Origin of the sequence: Shewanella sp. FDAARGOS_354 (genome assembly GCF_002209245.2) — a bacterium.
In the GTDB taxonomy this organism is placed as follows: Bacteria; Pseudomonadota; Gammaproteobacteria; order Enterobacterales; family Shewanellaceae; genus Shewanella; species Shewanella xiamenensis.
Window position 1 is genome coordinate 4,568,274 of sequence record NZ_CP022089.2, and the last position, 20,986, is coordinate 4,589,259.

Here is a 20,986-nt window from a genome sequence, read left to right on the forward strand (position 1 = left end):
ATATCTCGAAGCCGCGTACTGATTGAGTAAGACTTTGTAACTATAGCCGTTGTGTGTTTAATGTTTACAGATATCTTCCGAAAGTGGTTCGCCATGGCATTTGCTTACCGACACGCAGCGAGTCCGTCCGTGGATGCTCGACCGCCCCGTCCATGGGGCGGACGGTCGTCTTCGCAAATCGCCTTGGCTCACCTATCTAATATTAGCGTCATCCGATGTCTGATTCGACTGACGCTATCTCGGCATCTGATAGGTAGGATGCTTGATGTCGTGAAGTGCATGTATTAACGAGAACAACCTTGCCTCGCTTACGTAACGAACGAAAATGGCCTGCGGTAACTCCGAGGTATGGTGAGCTTCTGTGATTTCAGTGTCGGCTGTTGGTTCCAAAAGAGTTATGCCTGTCGTGTCTTTTATCACTTACTTTTACTCATGCAAGTAAGGTGTTATGTGGACTGTTTTAACAGCTTTGAGATTTGAACCAACAAACTTCTTATAAAGCTTAAGTGACTCCTCACTGTTGCCAATGATATGAACATTTGCACGTTTGGCTATCTTGATATTCATTTCTTCAACAACATCAACTGATACTTGAACCTTGCCGCGCGGAAAACGATTTGATTTGTTTATCATGTAAGCAACATTTGGTGATATCGGATAGTAGAAATCACATTCATGATCTTTTGGTGGTTTAATCTTGTTTGTTAATGCTTGATGAACATTAATAATGGGCTGGTCAGAAGTAATGAACGGTGTATCTGTGTCATTGAGCAGCAGGCAATGAGTGTCGTCTTTTCTGTCTAAGTAAAGTGAACGCCCTAAACTCATGCCTAATATATAACCAATGAACCACCAACACTCTAGCATTAACGTCTTAATATGATTGGCTGAAGTGTTGCTTATCGTATCTTTGATGTTTTTAGTTCTCGCAATTTGCTGACCATAGAATTGCATGAACTTAATCATATTATCGTCTTTATCAAGTACCGATAAATTTCGATTTGCAAGCGCCTCTAGAGTTTCTTGAACTTCATTTTCGTGAGCTGTGTGATAGTTTTCAATACCGTTACACTTCCAAGCTTCAATCATCTTATCAGCGGTTTCATCTTTTTTACCGCCTTGTTTATACAGTGATTCCAAGTACTGCATTGCTAGGTAATCACTTAGATAAGACATATGCAGCTCGTGTAGGTCTTTAGGACTTTTTGACGACCATCTTTTGATTATTTGCACATGTTCAGGTGTAAGTGGTTTTACTTGATAAAAATCACGTTCAACAGCAATGTTTTTGACACTATCAAAGCGAATGTCGTTATTTTTCTTAGTCGTGTAGTAAACCTGTTTGTTATCAGGCGACCATCTCTTCATATAATTAGCCCATACATGATGATGGTTCTTTTTTGCTTCTAAATATTTTTTGTCGGTTTCAGTCATATGCCCTCCATTGCATTGGTGTTATAAAAATTGGCATGAAGAGAAAAACAGAGGACATCAAGGCCTATGTCCTATTTTGTTCAAACTACATTTACGTTAATCGATCATGCACCTTTCACAATAACTTTATCGAGACATCCATAGTTATTTAGCGACAAGTATACTCGGGAATTAACGAGATACAGTACTAGTATGGATGCTGCCGTTGAGCCGATAGGTGCGTCTTGGAGCATCCAAGGAGGATAGGACGAGCAGTCCTCCTAGGGCGACTCTTTATTAAAAATCAAGGGGGTGAAGCCCCACGACTTTGATTTTGATTAACGTAAATAAAAAAAGCCAGACTCCGTCTGGCTTTTGTTCAACTCTCACAGGTGAGAGGGCTTATTCTTCGCTATCACCCAGTGACAACAGGGTCGCATTACCACCGATGGCGGTGATGTTGTTAGTGCGAGTTTTTTCAGTCACGAAACGAGTTAAGTAGTGTGGACCACCGGCTTTTGGACCTGTGCCAGACAGACCTTGGCCGCCGAAAGGCTGTACGCCAACCACAGCGCCGATTTGGTTACGGTTGATGTACACGTTACCCACGTTAACCTTGTCAGCTACTTCGAGGGCATGGCCTTCGTTACGACTGTGGATACCTAAGGTTAAGCCAAAGCCTGTGCTGTTGATTTCATCGATCACATGGGCAAGTTCAGATGCCTTGTAACGGATCACGTGCAGGATTGGACCAAAGTGTTCTTTTTCAAGCACTTTAATTGAGTCGATTTCAACGGCAGTTGGCGCTACAAAGTGACCATTCTCAGTGCCCGCTGGCAGTGGCATTTGCTTGATAAGCTTACCGACTTGCTTGATGTGGTCGATATGGGCGTCAAGGTTAGCCTTCGCGGTCGCATCGATAACTGGGCCTACGTCGGTTTTCACTGAACTTGGGTTGCCAATCACTAACTCATCCATCGCACCTTGCAGAACATCGATAACGCGGTCTGCAATATCTTCCTGTAGGAAGAGTACACGCAGCGCCGAGCAGCGTTGACCCGCACTGGTGAAGGATGAAGACACTACATCGTTAACCACTTGTTCTGGCTGAGAAGTAGAGTCAACCACCATAGCGTTTTGACCACCAGTTTCGGCGATTAACGGAATGATTGCGCCTTCACGGTTTGCCAGTGTGCGGTTGATGAGTTTGGCTGTGCCCGTTGAACCGGTAAAGCATACGCCACCGATGCGCTCATCAGCCGTCAGTGCGTTACCTACGGTAGCGCCTGTGCCCGGTAGATATTGCAGCACGTCCGTTGGAATACCCGCTTGGTGTGCTAACTGCACTGCACGGTAACCAATGATAGACGTCTGTTCAGCGGGTTTTGCGACCACAGTGTTACCCGCAGCGAGGGCTGCTGAGACTTGGCCCAAGAAGATCGCCAATGGGAAGTTCCATGGGCTGATACACACGAACACACCGCGACCTTGGAGGAAGAGTTCGTTTAACTCACCCGTTGGGCCTGGGAGCAGTTCAGGTTTTGACATCAGCTTCTTAGCTTGCACCGCGTAGTAGCGGCAGAAGTCAACGGCTTCACGCACTTCGTCGATACCGTCTTGAATGCTCTTGCCCGCTTCACGGGTACAGAGGGCAATCAGTTCTTCGCGGTTTTCTTCTAACAGATCCGCCAGCTTTTGCAGGGCAGAGGCGCGCACTTCAACAGGCGTACGGGTCCAAGAGGCGAAAGCTGCACGAGCAGAAGACACGGCTTGTTCGATAGCCGCTTTGTCGGCAAAGGCCACTTGGCCCACGGTTTGAGTGGTATCGAATGGGCTAACCACGGTTTTGTGCTCGCCAGTTAAGGTTTGACCATTAACCAGAGGGCCCGCTTGCCACTGCGTCGATTTGAATTTGTCTAAGGCCGCGAAGAATGGCTCTGCTTCTGAAATGATGTTCATATTGAGTCCCTTGGAATTTTTGCGATCGCTACCGAAGATGTCGGTAGGTAAAACGATTTTGTTGTTAGCCAGGGTTTTGTAGCCTGTCAGGGTTTTCAGTGGGTGAACCACTAAAGACTCGATAGGGGTTTTCGGATCGACCAGCTTGTGTACGAACGAGGTGTTAGCACCGTTTTCCAGCAGGCGACGCACTAAGTAGGGCAGCAGATCCTTATGGGCACCGATTGGGGCATAGATACGCACCGCTTTCGCGCCAGCTTCCGACAGAATAGTGTCGTACAACTCTTGTCCCATACCGTGTAGACGTTGGAATTCGTGGTTACGATCGCCCGCCATATCGGAAATGGCCGCCACTGTTTGCGCGTTGTGGCTGGCAAATTGTGGGTAAATCGCGCCGCGGGTGGCGTCGGATAACAGGTAACGCGCACAGGCTAAGTAAGATACGTCGGTACCAGCTTTGCGGGTGTAGAGTGGGTAAGCAGCTTCGCCAGCCTGCTGCGCCCATTTAAGCTCGCTGTCCCAGTAAGCGCCTTTTACTAAGCGAACCGGGATTTCGTCGCCTTGCTCTTTCGCTAGGCGGGTTAACCATACCAGCACTGGCAGAGCGCGCTTAGAGTAAGCTTGCACCACGATACCGAGTAAGCCCCAACCCTTAGTGGCGTCAGAATTAAACAGTTTTTGGAACAGCTTTAATGACAGTTCGAGACGGTCAACTTCTTCGGCGTCGATAGAAATGCCGATATTTAATCCGCGCGCGAGTTTAATCAGGCGAATAACGGTGTCGTATAGCTCGGTCAATACACGGTCTTCGTTAGCGACTTCGTAACGTGGGTGCAGTGCCGACAACTTGATAGAAATGGTTGGGCGTGGTGATTCATTTTCGTTATAGCTTTGCGCGCCTAACTCGGTAATCGCATTGGCATAATCGTTAAAGTATTTTTCGGCATCTTTACGCGTTAGCGCGGCTTCACCCAGCATATCGTAAGAGTGGGTATAGCCTAACTTACGCTTGTCTTCGCTGTTCTTGAGCGCTTCTTTCATGGTGCGGCCGAGAACGAACTGCTTACCCATGATCTTCATCGCCGCCATCATGGCTTGGCGGATCACAGGCTCACCTAAACGATTGACTAAACGGCCTAATAGGCTACTCGGGCTACCATCGATTTTTTTATCTAAGCTAACAATTTTACCCGTGAGCATTAGGCCCCAAGTTGAGGCGTTAACCAGCACTGAATCGCTTTTGCTTAAGTGTTCATCCCATTTTGCGCCTGAAAGTTTATCTTCAATCAAGGCGTCGGCGGTGGCCGCATCGGGAATACGCAGCAGGGCTTCGGCTAAACACATCAGGATGATGCCTTCCTGTGTTTCTAAGCTGTATTGCTGCAGGAAGGCATCGATGCCAACCATTAAGCCTTTTTTCTCAAATTGACGAACTTTGTTTACCAGTTCGTGGGCACGACGAGTGACGCGCTCGATGGCTTCATCACTGGAGGGTACTAGTTTGATTAGCTCTGACAAGTATTGTTCTTCATCGACAATGTAGTTGTCGGTGACGGCTTTGAACAGTTCGTCGAGATTGGCAGAATCGTAGCGGCCTGCCAGCACTTCACTCGCTTTGAACATAGTAATCGCTTCCATCTTGGCCAGTTGTTTTCGGCTCTATTGTTGAAACAAAAATGGGGGGCGCGAAACGCATTTGATATTTTGTATACAATATGAAGCTTTGCGCGCGCAGATTATACAACCAAAATGTGACGGACAACACTATAGCGTGAAAGAATGTGAGGATTGTTTGATTGGCTTGTTAAGCGTTAGTTGTAACGCTTGATTGACAAAAAGCCAGTGTTTGAAAACACTGGCTTTAGCTTTGACTTTCAGATTATTTGCGTAAAAATTTACATCCAACGCTTCTTGTTGCGGCGTTGTGGTCTTGGCAGATATACCAAAATTACCCCAACCACTAAACCGGCGGCGGCAATCAGTCCGCCCTCACGCCATAGCGCAAATTGTGCCTCTTGGGCGCTATGATCAACCGCTACTTTGAGGTTATCACGCTCTTGAGTGGTTTTGTTCAGCATAGCTTCGGCTTCGCTTAGCTTGGCTTTGAGTTCATCCACTTCATCGGAATGGTTATTCGTCGAACTTAAGACTTCAGCAAGCTTGGCTTTGGTTTCGTTTAACTCATTAGTGAGTGTTGAAACTTGCTCACGAAAACTAGGCGTTGAGCTAATTAAGTTGGTTGGCACCCAACCTTCACGACCTTTATGGTCGATTATTTTTGAATAATCGCCCTGAGTTTCGCCAAGTAACGTAACGGGTTGTCCCGCTTCAATCGAACCCAAAATACGATAATCAGTACCAGGGCCGTTGAGAATATAAAGAAACACGTTATCCGAGATATAGCGGGGTTGGCCTTCGGCCAGCAGGTTAGGGGAGAGTAACATCATTCCCACCAGAGTCAGCATTCTTAACACTTTTGTATTCTCATCAACGAAATAGTGACCACATGCTAGGGATTTGAGGCCTGCAATGCAAGAGGGAAGTCATAGACTTCCCTCAACTTTGCCGCATCCATGCTAGCAATTCCTCTGTGTTAGTACATTTCTACGGCGAGCTTGCCATAGTCGTCATGTGCTTCTTAGTTAAAGATGCCTTTAATCATATAGAAGAAGATGATCGATAGACCTGCACCCGCAGGTAAAGTAACCACCCAAGACACAACAATGTTACGCACCACACCAATATTGATTGCCGCAATACCACGGGCCATACCCACACCTAATACCGCACCGACTAACGTTTGTGTGGTAGAGATAGGTAAACCAGTACCAGAAGCAATCACTACGGTAGAGGCTGCGGCTAATTCGGCAGCAAAACCGCGACTTGGGGTTAAGTGAGTAATATTTTTACCAATGGTTTGCATCACGCGCTGACCGAAAATCGCCAGACCCATAACGATACCCACAGCACCTAAAGGTAGGATCCACCATACTAACGGTGATTTAGATGCAATTTGGCCACCACTATTAACTACAGATACCACCGCAGCTAAAGGACCAATCGCATTTGCAACATCGTTTGAACCGTGGGCGAATGCCATACAACAAGCGGTTAAAACCATCAGGATCGCAAACACTTTTTCGACGTTAGCGTACATGGTTTTGTGGCTTGCTTTCTCATCCATTTTTAGACGAGAAATAAACACTTTACCTATGATACCAACGACCAATGCTATTACGCCCGCCAGGATATAAGCTTCGGCACCTTTTAAATGAATGCCAACGTGTGACAATCCTTTGAGGATCGTGACTAATGACATCATAAAGCCTGCGAACGCCATGTAGAAAGGTACATAGCGTTTAGCATTAGCAAGTGGGTTATCGGTGTTGAAAATCAGTTTTTGAGTGCTTTGGAACAGAATGAACGCCATAAAGCCAGAGATTGCTGGTGTAATGACCCAAGAACCAACAATACCGCCTACTTTTTCCCAAGCGACAGACTCAGTGCCAACGCCTACAGCCGCGAAGCCGATAATCGCGCCTACAATTGAGTGAGTCGTTGATACTGGCCAGCCTAATGCCGATGCCACGACTAACCAAATCCCCGCAGCTAACAATGAGCCAATCATGCCATATACCAGCAATTCAGGGGTTTGGGTAAAATAACTTGAATCAATAATACCGTTACGGATTGTACTGGTCACTTCGCCGCCGGCCAAAAAAGCACCTGCAAATTCGAAGATCATAGCGATAATAATCGCTTGTTTAATCGTAATAGCGTTAGAACCAACAGAGGTTCCCATCGCATTGGCCACATCGTTTGCACCAATGCCCCACGCCATTAGAAAACCAAACGCAGCCGCAATGGCAATAAGCCACGGCCCATTAGTGGCTAATACGTTAGCCACCTCCATACCTGCATCAACCATATTGATACCTTGATAACCTTATTTATTAAACGCGAGCAAGCATAAGCTCAAGACGCGAACCGACGCGTTCGGCCAGATCTGCAAGACCGCCGACCCATTCAATCGTTTTATAGAGGAACATCACATCGACAGGATTCAATTCTGATTCCAATGCGAATAATTGACGACGAAGTTGAATTTGTAAATCGTCAGTATCTTCTTCAATGATATCGAGTTCATTGATCATTTTGGCCACTAAGTCAACTTCACGACCACGGAAACCTGCTTCGAGCAAATCTTCGAGTTCGTTAATGACTTCTTTTGCAAGACCTACAGCGTCGATACAACGTTGTAAGTATGCGATAAAGGGGACTTGCATGACCTGAGGGATAAGCAATTGACGGCCGATTACACGACCAGAGATATCTTTTGCTTTGTTAGCGATTTTGTCTTGTTGTGTCAGTAGTTCCAATAGATCTGTACGCTCAACAGGCATAAACAAACCGCTTGGCAGAGTGAGGCGAATTTCACGTTTGAGTGAGTCCCCTTGCTTTTCCGCTAAACTAATTTGTTTACGTAGTTGAACTGCAGCATCCCAGTTACCTGTGATGGTGGCTTCGAAAAAGGGGACCAGTAACGATGCGCAATCGTAGACTTTGTCCATGTGCTCTTGAAGAGGCTTAATTGGCGATTTTGCAAACACGCCCAAAATAGAGTTTACTGGCATTGCCGTTTACCTATTTAGATTGTTCCATGATTGGAAAAAGCGGGCGCATGTTACCCTATGCGTCCGCGTATTGAAACTGTGTTTTTTGAGAAAAAATCACAGCTTTATTCTAACGGGTTATATACCAACTTCAAAACCAAATCCTACGGGATTTTTATGACACATTTGTGACATTATGAACTAAAAATGACGCGTGAATGAATATTTGATGACAAAATGAGCGGTGCAGTAATGAATGCTGAGATTGAATTAAAACTGTTTTTCCTACCTAAGTTTCAAGAATCCTTGATAAATAAGTTAGATAGCCTGCCAAACGCCGCTCCGCAGGGAAAGCGTCGCTTAAGCAACAGTTACTTTGATACCCCCGGATTACAATTACGCCAATGGGACATGGGGTTAAGGGTACGCGGGTTTGATGGTCACAAAGAGCAAACCATTAAGACGGCGGGGCAAGTTGTGGGCGGGATCCATTCACGTCCCGAATATAACGTCACCATTGAAGCCGACAGCCCAAATTTAAGCCTCTTTCCCGCCAATATCTGGCCCGAGAATGCCGATTTAGCCTCAGTGCAAGCGGCGCTTGGCTGCGTATTTCATACCGATTTTTATCGCCGTGCCTGGCATGTGACTCTCGAAGAGAGCCTCATTGAGGTTGCCTTGGACACGGGGGATATTACCGCTAATGGTCAGCATGAAGCCCTCTGCGAACTCGAATTTGAGCTATTGTCGGGGGATGCCAGTGCCTTATTAACCTTAGCGATGCAAGTGGCCGATAGCGTTCCTGTTCGTTTAGGTAAAGCCAGTAAGGCGCAGCGCGGCTATCGACTCGCGGGGCAATCAAAGCCGTTAACCTTGAGTGCGCTGGAGTTTTTACCGCTGCCCGTGCCAGAGGATCTCAACCTGCATCAGCCCCATCAACAGGATTTAACGGCTACCTGCCAAGTGCTACTGGAAACTGCACTCGAACGTTGGCAGCTGCTCGAAGCCATGATTGCCGAAGAACAAGACAACGAAGCCGTAATTGCCCTGTGGTGGCGGATGCGCGCCTGTATCCGTTTATTACGGATGACGCTGAGCCAGTTTGGCCTCGCTAATGCTACTTTGATGCAGCACTTTAATTTGATTGAATCGCAACTTACCTTTATTGAAGAGGCACAGGCCCTCGCAGCCTTGCTCGGCAGTCAAAAAGGCTTATTGGCTCGGCATGACGCCCGTCAAGTTTTGATGCAACAACTACAGCTGCAATTTGAGGCCATGGATATCTCTGGGCGATTAAACTCACTCTGGCAAAGTGTTGAATACGGTCAATTGCAGTTAGCGATTGTCGAGATCCTATTGGCGCTTAGTGCGGGGAATATCGAGCTGCCCGCAGAGCTTGGGTTGTCCCAGCATGCTGATCATGCGCAGGAAGCCTCGTGGCAGGCGGTTCTCTCGGCCATGCCAAGCGATAAGACCATGACAGCCGAGGATTATTTACAGTGCGCGGCGTTACTGGATGAGAGTATTCAAGTAGGGCAGGCCTATGGGCTTTTGTATGAGGCAAAATCCCGCGATGCCTTTAGGGCACCTTGGCAGGATTTAGTGTTAGGGATTAGAACCTTAGCCTGTTATCAGCAACTGACGCTGGCGGCGCAAACCCTTGGCATCGACTTAAGCGACTGGCTTGAGGCTAAGCAGCAAAGCTTACTCTTTGCGATGGAGGCGTCGAGACAAAACGCGATGACGCAAACGACCTATTGGTAAATGGCCGATTGGTCGAGACCCCTTTGAATGAAGCTTAGGAAGGCCATGCCTTCCTAATTTTTTTGAGCTTCCAATGCCTGTTTTAACTCGGCAATTTTGGCCAGCATCTGCGCCTGATTCTGCTCCATCTGCCGCTGGTTTTCTTCCATTCTGGCAAGAGCCATCTCGAGTTCGCTTTTAATCTCCGCCTTATGGGCGTCTTGACGTTCTTGGCGCTCACTTTCATCGGGGGCGACAAATACCGAGGCCATATAACCCGAAATCACCCCGAAAAAGCTTACACCGCTGACAATCACTATGCCGCCCACAATATGTCCTGCGGTGCTGACGGGATAAAAATCGCCATAACCCACGGTCGAAATCGTCACTAAGGCCCACCAAATGGCTTGCTCGGCGGTTTGAATATTGGCGCCCTCGGTGCCACTTTCGACAATCAGGATGATGATAGAGGCGAAGGTTAAAATGGTCACCATAGCGACCAGTAAGCTGGCGAGAGTGGCTTGTTTACGTTGTTTTATCAAGGGAATAAGGAAGGAGCGGCTCATGCGGATTAAACGAATTACCCGCAGAATTTGAAATACTCTAGCGATTCGCAGCGCTTCGATGGCCGGAATACTGGCAATGAAATCGATCCAGTGATGGCGCAGGTAAAAAAGTTTATCCCGCGCGCGAAATAGGCCTGCAAAGAAATTGACCATAAAAATCATGCAAATCGTGGTATCGATAAAAAACAGTAACCTGTAGGTTTCTTTGTCGAGTCGGCCAAAGGTCATCACTAACACTATGATGACCGAGAGCAGCGACAACAGCATCATGGCGAATTCGAAGGGAGATGGATTACCCAAAGAGCGGAGCGACCAAGGGGTTTTATCTGTCATGCCTAACATGATCCCTGTGTTTTAAGGCGGATGTCTAAGGTAAAAGAGTTTACGCTATGAGTAAATTAACTTTGTGATAAATCGCCCGACTTAGGTTTGTCGGGCGCTTAAATGCTTAGAGGCGTAACTACGATTAATCTTCGGCGACAAAGCGTACTAAATCTTCGAGCACGCGGCGTTTAATTTCAAGCTGAGAATCGGCGCTAAGACCATATTTTTCAGCGAGTTGTACATAATCTTCTGCGTTTAGAGAGACGGTTAAGCGGGGGCGAGTCGGACGTTTTGAAACACTTAAGCCTAAAATGGTACGGATTTGATCGGAAGGGCTGACACCTGCATCGAGCGCGGCTTTACGAATAGAATATTGAAACTTTTCATCGAGATCGAAGGCCACTTGCGTCGCTTTTGCGGCTTGCTGGTTCTTTTGCCATTGCTCTGGGAGAGGGTGTTTCGTTTTACTCATTAGGCGTTACCTGTTGCTATCAACCGTACATTTCGAGCGAATTCAATTGGGATTGTAATGGCTTAAGCGATAAAGTGCGAGTCGCGCACTTTATCCTATGCCAAACTTTACTGACCGGGCCAGTAGTCGCGAATGTCCGACAAGGGGCGGTATAAGGTCAGTACCACATCAGTATCTCCACCCTCGTACACTTCGACTTCTACCGCGCGGCTTTCGTCATCATCGAGCAGTAAATAATATTCGAAGGGCTCGCCGGTTGCACCATTGGCATCCTGCGGCGGTTTTAGGCCGCGGTAGTCTTCACGGTGAAAATAGCCAAACAGCGCAAAGGTCACTTGGTGATATTGCTTACCCAGCCATTGTTCGAGCTGCTCGGCTAGCTGTGGCGATAACTCTTGGGTGGTGAGTTCGGCGTGGTCTGGTTCATCGAACAGGGTGCTGAATTGCTCTAAATCGAATAACTGTTCCACCTGTGCGCGGGTAATTTTAAGGGAGAAGGCGAGGTAAGTTTCATCGTCTTCTTCAAGACTCAAAAATAGCGTCTCGCTACCATGCCCTTTTAGCACCCACTCGGTTTGCTGATTGCGTTCAAACTCATAGGTATTCACCGCTTCGACTTTCAGTTGTTGACCGCGCAATTGTGGCGGCAGAGCAAAACTATTGTCGATGGAGACCATATCGCCGATCTTGAGCGCAGAGGGATGATTGAGTTCACGCGCTGGCGGCGTCTTTTTACCAAAAATACTGTTAAAAAATCCCATATTCGCTCCTAAACAGTGCGCACCATGCCAAAGCTCACACCATGAGTGGCTGATTGGACATATCCGCGTGTCTAAAACAAAAAACAAAAAAGCCGAGCACAATAGGGGGTGATGGTCCCATCGGTGCTCGGCGTTTGGTCAATCATGAATTAGCTTTTACGTGCCTTGATACGTTCGAGCACGGCGTTGGCATTCGATTTTTGCTCACCAATGCCTGCTTCGGCTAATTTGGCCTGCAATGATTTATCGCTGCCTTCTTCGGCTAAGGTTTCAGCGGCTTTCAATCTGTCGTCAAACTGTTGTTGACGCGCCTTGATACGCTCTAATGAATCTTTGGCATTCAGCAGCTTAGAGTTGCTTGAGGCAAAAGAGTCGGTAATGGTCGCTGTTGCCTTTTGCACGCTTTCGGTGGTTTTGACCATGCTTAACTGACGTTGATAATCAGACAGTTGACGCTCGGTCTTCTTCACTAAATCTTTCAGACGTACTGCATGGGCGCTGAAGCTGTCATTCGCAGTTTGCTGCTCGGCCAGCTCTTGCTCTAATTGAGCAATTTTTTCAGCTACTTCAATGGCTAAGGCTTCGTTGCCTTTATCTAATGCTTGCGTTGCATAGCCTTCGTGTTCGGCAATTGAGCGCTTTAAGCGGTCAACTTCGCGGCTGGCTTGCATTTCTTTCGCCATCACATCGGTCAGTTCGCGCTTGGCGTTGGTTAAGTGTTTCTCGGCATCACGGATTTCCTGTTCGAAAATTCGAGTCGAGTTTGCGTCTACGATGCTTTGGCCAACTTCGGTGGCACCACCGCGAAACGCTGTTAAAATTTTGTTCAGAATGCCCATAATTGTGGCTCCTTATTTCAGATAGTCGACCATTTCATCGATAACTTCTAAGCAGTTATCGGATAAGACTGCTAACTCTTGCTCGATTTCGAGCATGCTAGATTGCAGAGACAGCGCGCCGTAAACCACGTATTTGTCATCAATTTTGGCAAAGGCTGACAATGGCATTGGAATGTTTAATTCGAGCATGGTCTCAAACATTTCGCTGCGACGTTCTTGGTTTACTTCGTTCTCGCCCCACAGGTAGCTGATGCAGAGAATTTGGTTGTCCGTAACCGATACGAATACCGGGATTTCTTCACGGCCGACCACATTCACTTGCAACACTTCGACTTCACCATCAATTGGATAGCAATCGAATTGGAAGCCGGTCTGGCTGTTATTGCCAAGGCTGTTGAGGTGATTAGCAAGAGTATGGATATTCATATTTGTCCTTATTGACATATTATGTCTGTGTTCAAAGATAGCATCGGGACATAATATGTCAAGTACTATCTTTATCCGTTAAAAAAGATCCAGTCCTTGGGTTTCGGACCATGCCTGTTGATGGTAATGGTACAACTGCAACGAACCGAGTTCGTTAGGCTTAATATTGGCGGCGTCCTGATAAAAATTGGCAGGAAATTCAAAGGCGCCTTTGACTAAACCTAAGGTTAACCAGTCATCCGCTATCGGCAGTGCTGTCAGCTCGCCTAGGCGATGCTGGGCATCTTTTCCCGATACAGTGGCAATGCTCCAGCCCCATTCTCCAAAGCTTGGGACGTTATGGTGATACTGTTTTACGTCAAACCCCGCTAAAGCCAAGGTTTTCGCGACCGAGATAAAGGCCTTTTGCGCGTGATAGGGCGAGGTTGACTGTACAGTCAGAGCGCCATCACTGCTCATTAGTTCCTTGAGCTTGCGATAGAAATAATCCGAATAGAGCTTATTTAAATCGGGATGGCTAGGATCGGGCAAGTCCACAATAATGGCGTCGTATTTATTCCCTGTGGCAATCAATTTATCGACTCCGTTAAAGGCATCGTCGTGGATCACCTTAACGCGAGGATTGTTAAAGGCATTGCCATTGAGGGCTAACAGGGCTTGGCTTAAACGCTTAGGCATATCCGTATCGGGCGTTTTAAAGAGTTGCACCAATGCGGCATCAAGATCGAGTAAGGTCACTTGCTCAGGCTCCCAGCGCAGCACTTGCTTTAGGCCCAGTCCATCACCACCACCAATGATTAATACCTTGTTGTGGCGAGCGCTGGCCGCAAGCGTTGGGTGAACTAAAAACGCATGGTAGATATGCTCATCGATACTCGAAAACTGTAATCGGCCATTGATATACAAAGAGTATATGGGGGAGAGGCCATTGCCGCGTAAGCGTTCGGTAAAGGTGAGTTGTTGAAAGCGCGTGGCCTTAGCGTAAACCACTTTGTCTTTATAGAGCAGATTGTTGAACTGTTGCTCCCAACTCGGCCCTTGAATGGCGAGCAGCAATAATACGCCCGTGACCACAAAATGCCCCGAGAGCAATAATTTCGCCCTTTGGATCTTGGGCCAAAAACGCCAGATAAACACAAAGCCCGCGAGCAAGTTAAAGCTGGCGGTCAGCGCGGCGGCGAGTTGAATATCGATGGCCAGCATAAAGCCGACCCAAATGGCCGCGCCAATCCCTGCGCCAATATAGTCGGCGCCATAAATAGTACCGGCATTATGCAGCAAGTGCTCATCTGATAGAGATTGTCTTACCCTCGCGATCAGCGGAATTTCCATCCCGATCATCAAGCCGAGCAAAACGCCCCAGACATAGGGCAGATATTCGCTCAGCTTTTGCAGCGAGCCAATCATGCCACCCTCGGGCAGTTGATCCGGTGGTAAGCCTAAGGTGGAGGCGATAAGCATCGGCAGCTGCTGACCAAAACCTATTACGGCTGCGGTAATTAAAATCGCCAGCGAGCCGCAGAGCGCGACCGTGAGTTCGAGCACCACAAAGCCAATAAAGGCATCTTTAATTTTGCGAGCGGCAAAGGCACCAAGACCCATGGAGACGATCATCAGGCCGATCATAGTGTAAATGGCGGCTTCTAACGCGCCTAAGATCCTGCCTGCGTAGTGGGACAACAGGTATTCGTAGATCAGGCCGCACCCAGCGAGTACGGCCATAATGCCCAATAGTAGGACATCATCGAACCAGCTTAGGCGACTCGTTTTTACCGTTTGAGTCGCAGAGCCGGTTATTTGGGATTCGTGCATTGGATTACGCCATTAGGGCCGTGAGAATAAGTGCGATAGCAATACTGATGGCCATTTCCACGGCAGCGATACCAATGTTGTGCTGTCTTTCGACTTCATCCGCTAAATCGATTCGTGCCAGCACCAGCTTTTTGATTACGAATAGCAGCAGTGTCAGTACCACCAACATGATGATAGAGAACACTAACCAGCCGATGATGTTGGTCACATAGGCGGTTGGGTTGAACAGGATAAAATGACTCGCGGCATTAAAGCTAAGTGCCATGGCGATCATAAAACCTGCGTGGCGGATGGCTAATGCTGTGTGGCCTTGGGCGAGAGCTTGCTGCATGGAAGAGTCTTGATTACGACTCGCGAAGCGTTTTTCGCGTAGGCGGGTGAGTAGCACTAGCATCAACTGCGAAATCGCAAAGGCGCTGAAGATGGCAATAAAGGTGTCGAGTGTTAAATCCTCGGCCCATAGCAGGACGGCGCGGATAATGATCGCGGTAGCGATGGCGGCGCTCGCATCCACAATGGCGACAGACACGTTGCCTTTAAGGATTTGCTGGTTCTTATCTAACTCATTTAGCGCGATTTTGTCGTGTAAAAAACGTCCGAGTTTAATCAGCACTAAACCAAATAACCCGTAGGCGCTCATGCCGATAGCTTCGGTTAAATAGGAGGGGGCAGCTGCGCCAGTAATAGCACCGGTCAGCACTATGCCGAGCGCGGCAACGGCACCGGCGGTGCTGATCCCAAAGGCAAAGTTATCGCGTTCGGCCAGCTCTTTACTGCTGTTGACTCTAACGCTCCAACCCTGCAAATAACGCATTAATGTCAATAAGATAACCGCAATCGTGAGGTCAATTGCCAGTATGGTGACTAGCTCTGGTGTGATACCGAAATCCTGAAATAATGTCATGGGAGATCCTTTAGTTTACTTGCCTCGGCGCACACTGCGGGTCGTGCGGTTGCTGGAATTACGGAAACTGCTGTCTTTAGAATAATTTGAGCGGAATTTGCTGCCCGACTGCGCGCTCGACTTATTCGCTGTGGTATTGGTTTTAGGTGCGCTGCTGCTCTCACGGGAGAGAGCCGTGGCACCCGTGCGCGATTTTGAATAGGGGCTGTCGAAGCGTTTCCCTTGAGAATCGAAACGTTTTTTGGTCTGCTCGAAGGTTTTTTCCTGCGCCTGTGCTTGTTTTGGCGAGGTATAGCGATAGCGACCTACGTCGTTGTAATAGCTGTAGCCACGGTTACCCGACCAACGGTCGTAATAAATGGGGCGGTGGAAAATATTCGAAAACATCGAATACATGCCGTACCAAGCCCAGAAGGACATGCCGCTCGAGTCTGTCTGCCAGCTGCCGTAGGCTGGGTTACCCACCAATTGGCTACCAGGGCCAAAATCTTCGGCATTATTGGCAAGGGCCGCCGCTTCACGGCTGATGGCATTAACGCGGGCAAGCTTGCCATCCGACATATCGGCAATCACGTTGACCGGATCGGAAAGCATGTCGTTATACAGGCTGGGATCGGCCGCTTGATAGAGATTCTCAACCTCGGCGAGTTGCTGGTCGAGATCGGTAAAGTTAGCCGGGTTCTTGGCATCGTCTAAGCGGCGCTTCAGCGACGTATACATTGGCCCTTCGGCGGTTGAATCCTTGGCTAATTCATCCAAGAGTGGTGCGAAATCGGGCTTTTGCTGTTTGAGCAAACTGCTGTATTGCTTGAGCAGATTGGCGTTACGTATTTGGCCGTCCTCGAGCATGGTATTGAGTGTCGAGAGGCGCTGCTGAGTGAGTTGTTGATACTTCTCAATTTTCTCTGGCCTGTCATCGCCACAACCCGTAAGCGATAAGGTCGCGGCCAAAATGAGTATCGACGTGAGAACCCGCATTAGCATTCCTGCCATGTTTTCTCCAAAAGTGCTGAAATAAAACTCAAATATGGGCGGACAATAATAATCTACTTGCCCAATATGTTTGCCTCACAGGTTATAGTACCCTAAACAGCCAAGAAAGAGGGGGCCACTTTCTGTTGGGCTGAGCTTGCATTTGCCATGGAGGAAAATTTGCCTTGAGGCATGGCAATGGCATCAAACCTGATGTGGCTTCATTCTATATCATTTATGACATAATATGTCGACGTTTAAATTTGTTAGGGATTATTATGGCCGTACAAAAAGACAGTAATAAGTCATTGTCTCCCCTCGTTACTCAAGCCGCAGAGCGGCATTGGGCACGCCTCGCCGAAGTATGGTCAGAAGGACTGGCAAATTTAACGCCTGCGCAGCAGCAGGAACTGAAAAACGTTTTAGGATTAAGCGATTATATCGCAGCGCAGTTAACTCGTTCTCCTGAATGGATCAACACCCTGTTTGCCGATGATTTGCAGCAAGTCGAACGAAAATTGTTTGATGCCCAGTTACGCGAGCTATTAACTAGAGCCACTACCGAAGACATGGCAAAACGCCTATTGCGGCGATTCCGTAATTATCAAATGGTGCGGTTAGCATGGCGAGACTTTTTAGATTACGCCAGCTTAGAGGAGTCTTTGCTCGATCTTTCTGCGCTCGCAGAGGCGTTAGTTATTGGCGCAAGGGATTGGCTTTATAAAGAGATGTGCGCGCAATACGGGACACCAATGGATAAGGCGGGTAATCCTCAACCGCTATTAATTTTGGGTATGGGAAAACTCGGTGGCCGAGAGTTGAACTTCTCTTCTGATATCGATCTGATTTTTACTTTCCCAGAACATGGTGAAACCGTTGGTGGTCGTCGTAGTCTTGATAATCAACAGTTTTTCATCCGAATGGGACAGAGGCTCGTTAATTTACTCGACCAAATTACTGTTGATGGTTTTGTATTCCGCGTCGATATGCGCCTGCGCCCTTATGGCGAGAGCGGGCCTTTAGTCGTGAGCTTTAGTGGTCTTGAGGATTATTACCAAGAGCAAGGGCGTGATTGGGAGCGCTATGCCATGGTTAAAGCCCGCTCGCTCGGGCCTTGGGATCATTTTTCCGACGAGCTACACAGTTTGTTGCGCCCCTTTGTTTATCGCCGTTATATCGATTTTTCGGCGATTGAATCCCTGCGAAAAATGAAACAACTCATCGCACAAGAAGTCCGCCGTCGTCAGTTAACCGACAATATTAAGCTCGGTGCGGGAGGGATTCGTGAGGTGGAGTTCGTTGTACAAAGCTTCCAGTTGATCCGTGGTGGTCGTGAACCCTCGCTGCGCCAGCAAAGTCTGTTTGGTGCTATGGGCACCCTTTATAGCCTTGGGCAGTTTGAATATCTGGCGGTCGATGAGCTAAAACACAGTTATTTATTGCTGCGCCGTGTCGAGAATCTTTTGCAAGCGATTGATGATAAACAAACGCAAACCTTGCCGAATAATCCTCTCGATTGGGAGAGGCTTTGTTATGTGCTAGAGATAGCTAATGAAACTGATCTTCGTACCCATATCGAGGCGGCGATGGCGAAAATTCATCGTCACTTTAAGGCTACCGTTGGCGGCGAAGAAGGCGAAGAAAAAGCCGAGCATTGGACAGCGCAGTTGTGGAACGTACAGCAGGATGATCACGCAATCAACTTGTTAGCTGAGCAGCAGATTGATGATGAAAAACTCTGGCCTTTACTGAGTCGTTGGCGTGAAACCGTGACTAAACGCTCGATTGGCCCGCGTGGACGTGAAACTCTCGATAAATTAATGCCAAGGTTGCTCGACGAGTTGCTTAATCAACCTAGCCCTTCAGCGGCTTTTGAGCCCGTGTCTAAAGTGCTTGAGCAAATTTTAACGCGTACTACCTACCTTGAGTTACTGTGCGAAAACCCCGGCGCCCGTCAGCAACTGGTGAGTCTGTGCTGCGCAAGTCCTTGGATTGCGGTGCAACTTGCAAAGTTTCCTATGCTGCTTGATGAGCTTATCGACCCAGCGCATCTATACGATACAACTTCGCTGGATGATTATCCGAGTGAACTGCGCCAGTATCTGCTGCGGGTACCAGAGGATGATATGGAGCAGCAAATGGAGGCGCTGCGTCAATTTAAGTTATCGCAACAACTTAAAATTGCCGCCGCCGATGTCACCGGTGTATTGCCTGTGATGCAGGTGAGTGACCATTTGACTTTTTTGGCTGAAGCCATTATCGAACAAGTGGTGATGCAGGCATGGCGGCAGATAGCGGTGCGCCATGGCGTGCCAAGTTATCTAGCGGAAAGCAGCGACACGGGCTTTGCGGTGATTGGGTATGGCAAGTTAGGGGGTATTGAGCTGGGTTATGGCTCAGATTTGGATTTGGTTTTTCTGTATGAAGCGCCGGAAAATATGACCAATAGCCTAACCAATGGTGATCGACCGATTGAAGTTGGTCATTTTTACCTTAAACTGGCTCAACGTATTCTGCACTTATTCTCGACCCGAACGACCTCGGGTGAATTGTATGAAGTGGATATGCGCCTGCGTCCTTCTGGGGCATCGGGTCTTATGGTGAGTGAGATCGCCCGCTTTAGTGAATATCAAACCCAAGAGGCGTGGACATGGGAACATCAAGCGTTAGTGCGTTCACGTTTTGTGTTTGGTGATAATAGCTTGGCTGTCAAGTTTAGCCAAATCCGCGCTTCAGTCTTAGAGCAGCCAAGGGACAAAGACGAGCTTAAAAAAGCGGTTCGTGAGATGCGGCAGAAGATGCGCGACCATTTGCTTAAGGTTGCCGAAGGTGAGTTTGATTTAAAACAGAGTCCTGGCGGGATTGCGGATATTGAGTTTATTGCACAATACTTAGTGCTCGCCAATGCCCATGAGTACCCTGAGTTGTCAATTTGGTCAGATAATGTGCGTATCTTCGGCGTGTTGGCTGAGCTTGAGCTCTTGCCACTGATGAGCGCTCAACATTTAACCCAAAGTTATTGCTGGTTAAGGGATGAAAATCATCGCCTAACTCTACAGCAAAAATCAGGGAAGTTGGCTTACGCCGATGTAGCTGCTCATGCGGAGCGGATACTCGCCATTTATCAGACGATACTTGAGTAAGTAAAAACAAGTGAATCAAGTAGTGAGTCGATGCTTGATATAGAGTTGGAGCGAGCTATGCAATTACCTCCTATCCCTGAGAATGAGTTGCAACGTTTAGCCACCTTAAGGGCATTGAATATACTCGATACCGATGCCGAGGAAAGATTTGACAGGATCACTCGGCTGACTCGGCGGATCTTTGCTCTGCCGATTTGCGTGGTGACCTTAGTTGATGCAAATCGTCAATGGTTTAAATCCCGCCAAGGATTAGCGGTGACGGAGACATCAAGGGATGTTTCGTTTTGCGCCCACGCCATTAATCACGATGGTATTTTTATCGTTAACGATGCCTTAACGGATCCCCGTTTTCACGATAATCCTTTAGTCACTCAGTCTCCCCATATTCGTTTTTATGCTGGTTATCCTTTGACTATTCATAGCGAATATCGGGTGGGGACGTTGTGCTTAATTGATAATGAGCCGAGGGAATTTAGCGAAGATGATATCGAAACCTTAACGGATTTGGGGCAGATGGTTGAGGCTGAGTTGTTGTCTATTGCACAGAATACTTTAGATCCTTTAACGATGATTTCTAATCGGAGAGGATTTGAACTCCTTGCTTATCAATCTCTTGCTAGTTGTCGACGCATGGATTCTCAGGCAGCGTTAGTCTTTTTTGATCTGGATTTTTTTAAAGAGGTCAATGACCGTTTTGGCCATCGCAAGGGCGATCAGGTACTTTATGATTTTGCCCATATTTTAATGGCGGCATTTCGGGAATCAGATGTAATCGCGAGATTAGGTGGCGATGAGTTTGTGGTGCTATTAAGTTTAGTGCAGCCCGATACCGTTGGCTTTGCCATCAAACGATTTCAATTATTACTTGACCAATATAATCAACAACATCCACAGCAAAACTCCTTAAAAACCAGTATAGGTATCGCCCATTGGTCGCCTGATTCGGATATCAATCTTGAGGATTTACTCGATGCTGCCGATAGGGCAATGTATCAGGATAAAGCCGAACATCATTCAAAAAAACCTTAATGGCGGATAT

At 47.6% G+C, this 20,986-nt stretch carries 16 protein-coding genes; 3 read left to right on the forward strand and 13 right to left on the reverse strand.

Going from position 1 to position 20,986, the window contains the following annotated elements; all coding sequences use genetic code 11:
• Window positions 1–426: 426 nt before the first annotated feature.
• The 5 genes from CEQ32_RS20590 to CEQ32_RS20610 all read right to left on the reverse strand — a co-directional run bounded on the left by CEQ32_RS20590 (window position 427) and on the right by CEQ32_RS20610 (window position 8,006).
• Window positions 427–1,434: a DUF4238 domain-containing protein gene (locus CEQ32_RS20590; RefSeq protein WP_088586745.1), complete on the reverse strand. Its 1,008-nt coding sequence runs from the start codon at window positions 1,432–1,434 to the stop codon at window positions 427–429.
• Between the two features lie 381 nt (window positions 1,435–1,815).
• The gene (gene putA / locus CEQ32_RS20595; protein ID WP_192959135.1) at window positions 1,816–5,010 is read right to left on the reverse strand and encodes a bifunctional proline dehydrogenase/L-glutamate gamma-semialdehyde dehydrogenase PutA; all 3,195 of its coding nucleotides are present in this window, start codon (window positions 5,008–5,010) and stop codon (window positions 1,816–1,818) included.
• Between the two features lie 257 nt (window positions 5,011–5,267).
• Complete coding sequence (locus CEQ32_RS20600; RefSeq protein ID WP_037421868.1) at window positions 5,268–5,816, reverse strand: TIGR04211 family SH3 domain-containing protein; 549 nt, start codon at window positions 5,814–5,816, stop codon at window positions 5,268–5,270.
• Between the two features lie 194 nt (window positions 5,817–6,010).
• On the reverse strand, window positions 6,011–7,300 hold the full coding sequence (locus tag CEQ32_RS20605; RefSeq protein ID WP_080612413.1) for an inorganic phosphate transporter: 1,290 nt from the start codon (window positions 7,298–7,300) through the stop codon (window positions 6,011–6,013).
• Window positions 7,301–7,325: 25 nt separating this feature from the next.
• The gene (locus tag CEQ32_RS20610) at window positions 7,326–8,006 is read right to left on the reverse strand and encodes a TIGR00153 family protein (RefSeq protein WP_037421779.1); all 681 of its coding nucleotides are present in this window, start codon (window positions 8,004–8,006) and stop codon (window positions 7,326–7,328) included.
• Between the two features lie 231 nt (window positions 8,007–8,237).
• Between CEQ32_RS20610 and CEQ32_RS20615 the strand changes: the two genes are divergently transcribed.
• The gene (locus CEQ32_RS20615; RefSeq protein ID WP_088586748.1) at window positions 8,238–9,749 is read left to right on the forward strand and encodes an inorganic triphosphatase; all 1,512 of its coding nucleotides are present in this window, start codon (window positions 8,238–8,240) and stop codon (window positions 9,747–9,749) included.
• A gap of 53 nt (window positions 9,750–9,802) precedes the next feature.
• Here CEQ32_RS20615 and CEQ32_RS20620 read toward each other — a convergent pair whose 3' ends face one another.
• The 8 genes from CEQ32_RS20620 to CEQ32_RS20655 form a co-directional block, all read right to left on the reverse strand.
• Entirely contained in the window at window positions 9,803–10,627 is an 825-nt protein-coding gene (locus CEQ32_RS20620; RefSeq protein WP_088587019.1) for an ion transporter, read from the reverse strand.
• Between the two features lie 133 nt (window positions 10,628–10,760).
• Window positions 10,761–11,090 (reverse strand): hypothetical protein, encoded by a 330-nt coding sequence (locus CEQ32_RS20625; RefSeq protein WP_011715971.1) that lies wholly within the window; start codon window positions 11,088–11,090, stop codon window positions 10,761–10,763.
• A 107-nt stretch (window positions 11,091–11,197) separates the two neighbouring features.
• Window positions 11,198–11,851: a hypothetical protein gene (locus tag CEQ32_RS20630; protein WP_088586749.1), complete on the reverse strand. Its 654-nt coding sequence runs from the start codon at window positions 11,849–11,851 to the stop codon at window positions 11,198–11,200.
• A gap of 149 nt (window positions 11,852–12,000) precedes the next feature.
• Window positions 12,001–12,690 carry a PspA/IM30 family protein gene (locus tag CEQ32_RS20635; RefSeq protein ID WP_011715973.1) on the reverse strand — a complete coding sequence of 230 codons (690 nt, stop codon included), beginning with the start codon at window positions 12,688–12,690 and terminating at the stop codon, window positions 12,001–12,003.
• 12 nt (window positions 12,691–12,702) lie between these two features.
• On the reverse strand, window positions 12,703–13,116 hold the full coding sequence (locus tag CEQ32_RS20640; protein ID WP_007645549.1) for a YjfI family protein: 414 nt from the start codon (window positions 13,114–13,116) through the stop codon (window positions 12,703–12,705).
• A 78-nt stretch (window positions 13,117–13,194) separates the two neighbouring features.
• Window positions 13,195–14,928 carry a polyamine aminopropyltransferase gene (locus CEQ32_RS20645; protein ID WP_088586750.1) on the reverse strand — a complete coding sequence of 578 codons (1,734 nt, stop codon included), beginning with the start codon at window positions 14,926–14,928 and terminating at the stop codon, window positions 13,195–13,197.
• A 4-nt stretch (window positions 14,929–14,932) separates the two neighbouring features.
• Window positions 14,933–15,832, reverse strand: coding sequence for a DUF350 domain-containing protein (locus CEQ32_RS20650; protein ID WP_011623854.1), 900 nt, complete (start codon window positions 15,830–15,832; stop codon window positions 14,933–14,935).
• Between the two features lie 15 nt (window positions 15,833–15,847).
• The gene (locus CEQ32_RS20655) at window positions 15,848–16,825 is read right to left on the reverse strand and encodes a hypothetical protein (RefSeq protein WP_088586751.1); all 978 of its coding nucleotides are present in this window, start codon (window positions 16,823–16,825) and stop codon (window positions 15,848–15,850) included.
• 257 nt (window positions 16,826–17,082) lie between these two features.
• Here CEQ32_RS20655 and glnE point away from each other — a divergent pair, with 257 nt between their 5' ends.
• The gene (gene glnE, locus CEQ32_RS20660) at window positions 17,083–19,947 is read left to right on the forward strand and encodes a bifunctional [glutamate--ammonia ligase]-adenylyl-L-tyrosine phosphorylase/[glutamate--ammonia-ligase] adenylyltransferase (RefSeq protein WP_088586752.1); all 2,865 of its coding nucleotides are present in this window, start codon (window positions 17,083–17,085) and stop codon (window positions 19,945–19,947) included.
• Window positions 19,948–20,004: 57 nt separating this feature from the next.
• Window positions 20,005–20,976 carry a sensor domain-containing diguanylate cyclase gene (locus tag CEQ32_RS20665; protein ID WP_037430251.1) on the forward strand — a complete coding sequence of 324 codons (972 nt, stop codon included), beginning with the start codon at window positions 20,005–20,007 and terminating at the stop codon, window positions 20,974–20,976.
• Window positions 20,977–20,986: the final 10 nt, after the last annotated feature.

Coding starts and splice junctions, on each gene's coding strand:
- CEQ32_RS20590 (WP_088586745.1), bottom strand. CDS start 1,434: ATGACTGAAACCGACAAAAAATATTTAGAAGCAAAAAAGAACCATCAT.
- putA (WP_192959135.1), bottom strand. CDS start 5,010: ATGGAAGCGATTACTATGTTCAAAGCGAGTGAAGTGCTGGCAGGCCGC.
- CEQ32_RS20600 (WP_037421868.1), bottom strand. CDS start 5,816: ATGTTACTCTCCCCTAACCTGCTGGCCGAAGGCCAACCCCGCTATATC.
- CEQ32_RS20605 (WP_080612413.1), bottom strand. CDS start 7,300: ATGGTTGATGCAGGTATGGAGGTGGCTAACGTATTAGCCACTAATGGG.
- CEQ32_RS20610 (WP_037421779.1), bottom strand. CDS start 8,006: ATGCCAGTAAACTCTATTTTGGGCGTGTTTGCAAAATCGCCAATTAAG.
- CEQ32_RS20615 (WP_088586748.1), top strand. CDS start 8,238: ATGAATGCTGAGATTGAATTAAAACTGTTTTTCCTACCTAAGTTTCAA.
- CEQ32_RS20620 (WP_088587019.1), bottom strand. CDS start 10,627: ATGACAGATAAAACCCCTTGGTCGCTCCGCTCTTTGGGTAATCCATCT.
- CEQ32_RS20625 (WP_011715971.1), bottom strand. CDS start 11,090: ATGAGTAAAACGAAACACCCTCTCCCAGAGCAATGGCAAAAGAACCAG.
- CEQ32_RS20630 (WP_088586749.1), bottom strand. CDS start 11,851: ATGGGATTTTTTAACAGTATTTTTGGTAAAAAGACGCCGCCAGCGCGT.
- CEQ32_RS20635 (WP_011715973.1), bottom strand. CDS start 12,690: ATGGGCATTCTGAACAAAATTTTAACAGCGTTTCGCGGTGGTGCCACC.
- CEQ32_RS20640 (WP_007645549.1), bottom strand. CDS start 13,116: ATGAATATCCATACTCTTGCTAATCACCTCAACAGCCTTGGCAATAAC.
- CEQ32_RS20645 (WP_088586750.1), bottom strand. CDS start 14,928: ATGCACGAATCCCAAATAACCGGCTCTGCGACTCAAACGGTAAAAACG.
- CEQ32_RS20650 (WP_011623854.1), bottom strand. CDS start 15,832: ATGACATTATTTCAGGATTTCGGTATCACACCAGAGCTAGTCACCATA.
- CEQ32_RS20655 (WP_088586751.1), bottom strand. CDS start 16,825: ATGGCAGGAATGCTAATGCGGGTTCTCACGTCGATACTCATTTTGGCC.
- glnE (WP_088586752.1), top strand. CDS start 17,083: ATGGCCGTACAAAAAGACAGTAATAAGTCATTGTCTCCCCTCGTTACT.
- CEQ32_RS20665 (WP_037430251.1), top strand. CDS start 20,005: ATGCAATTACCTCCTATCCCTGAGAATGAGTTGCAACGTTTAGCCACC.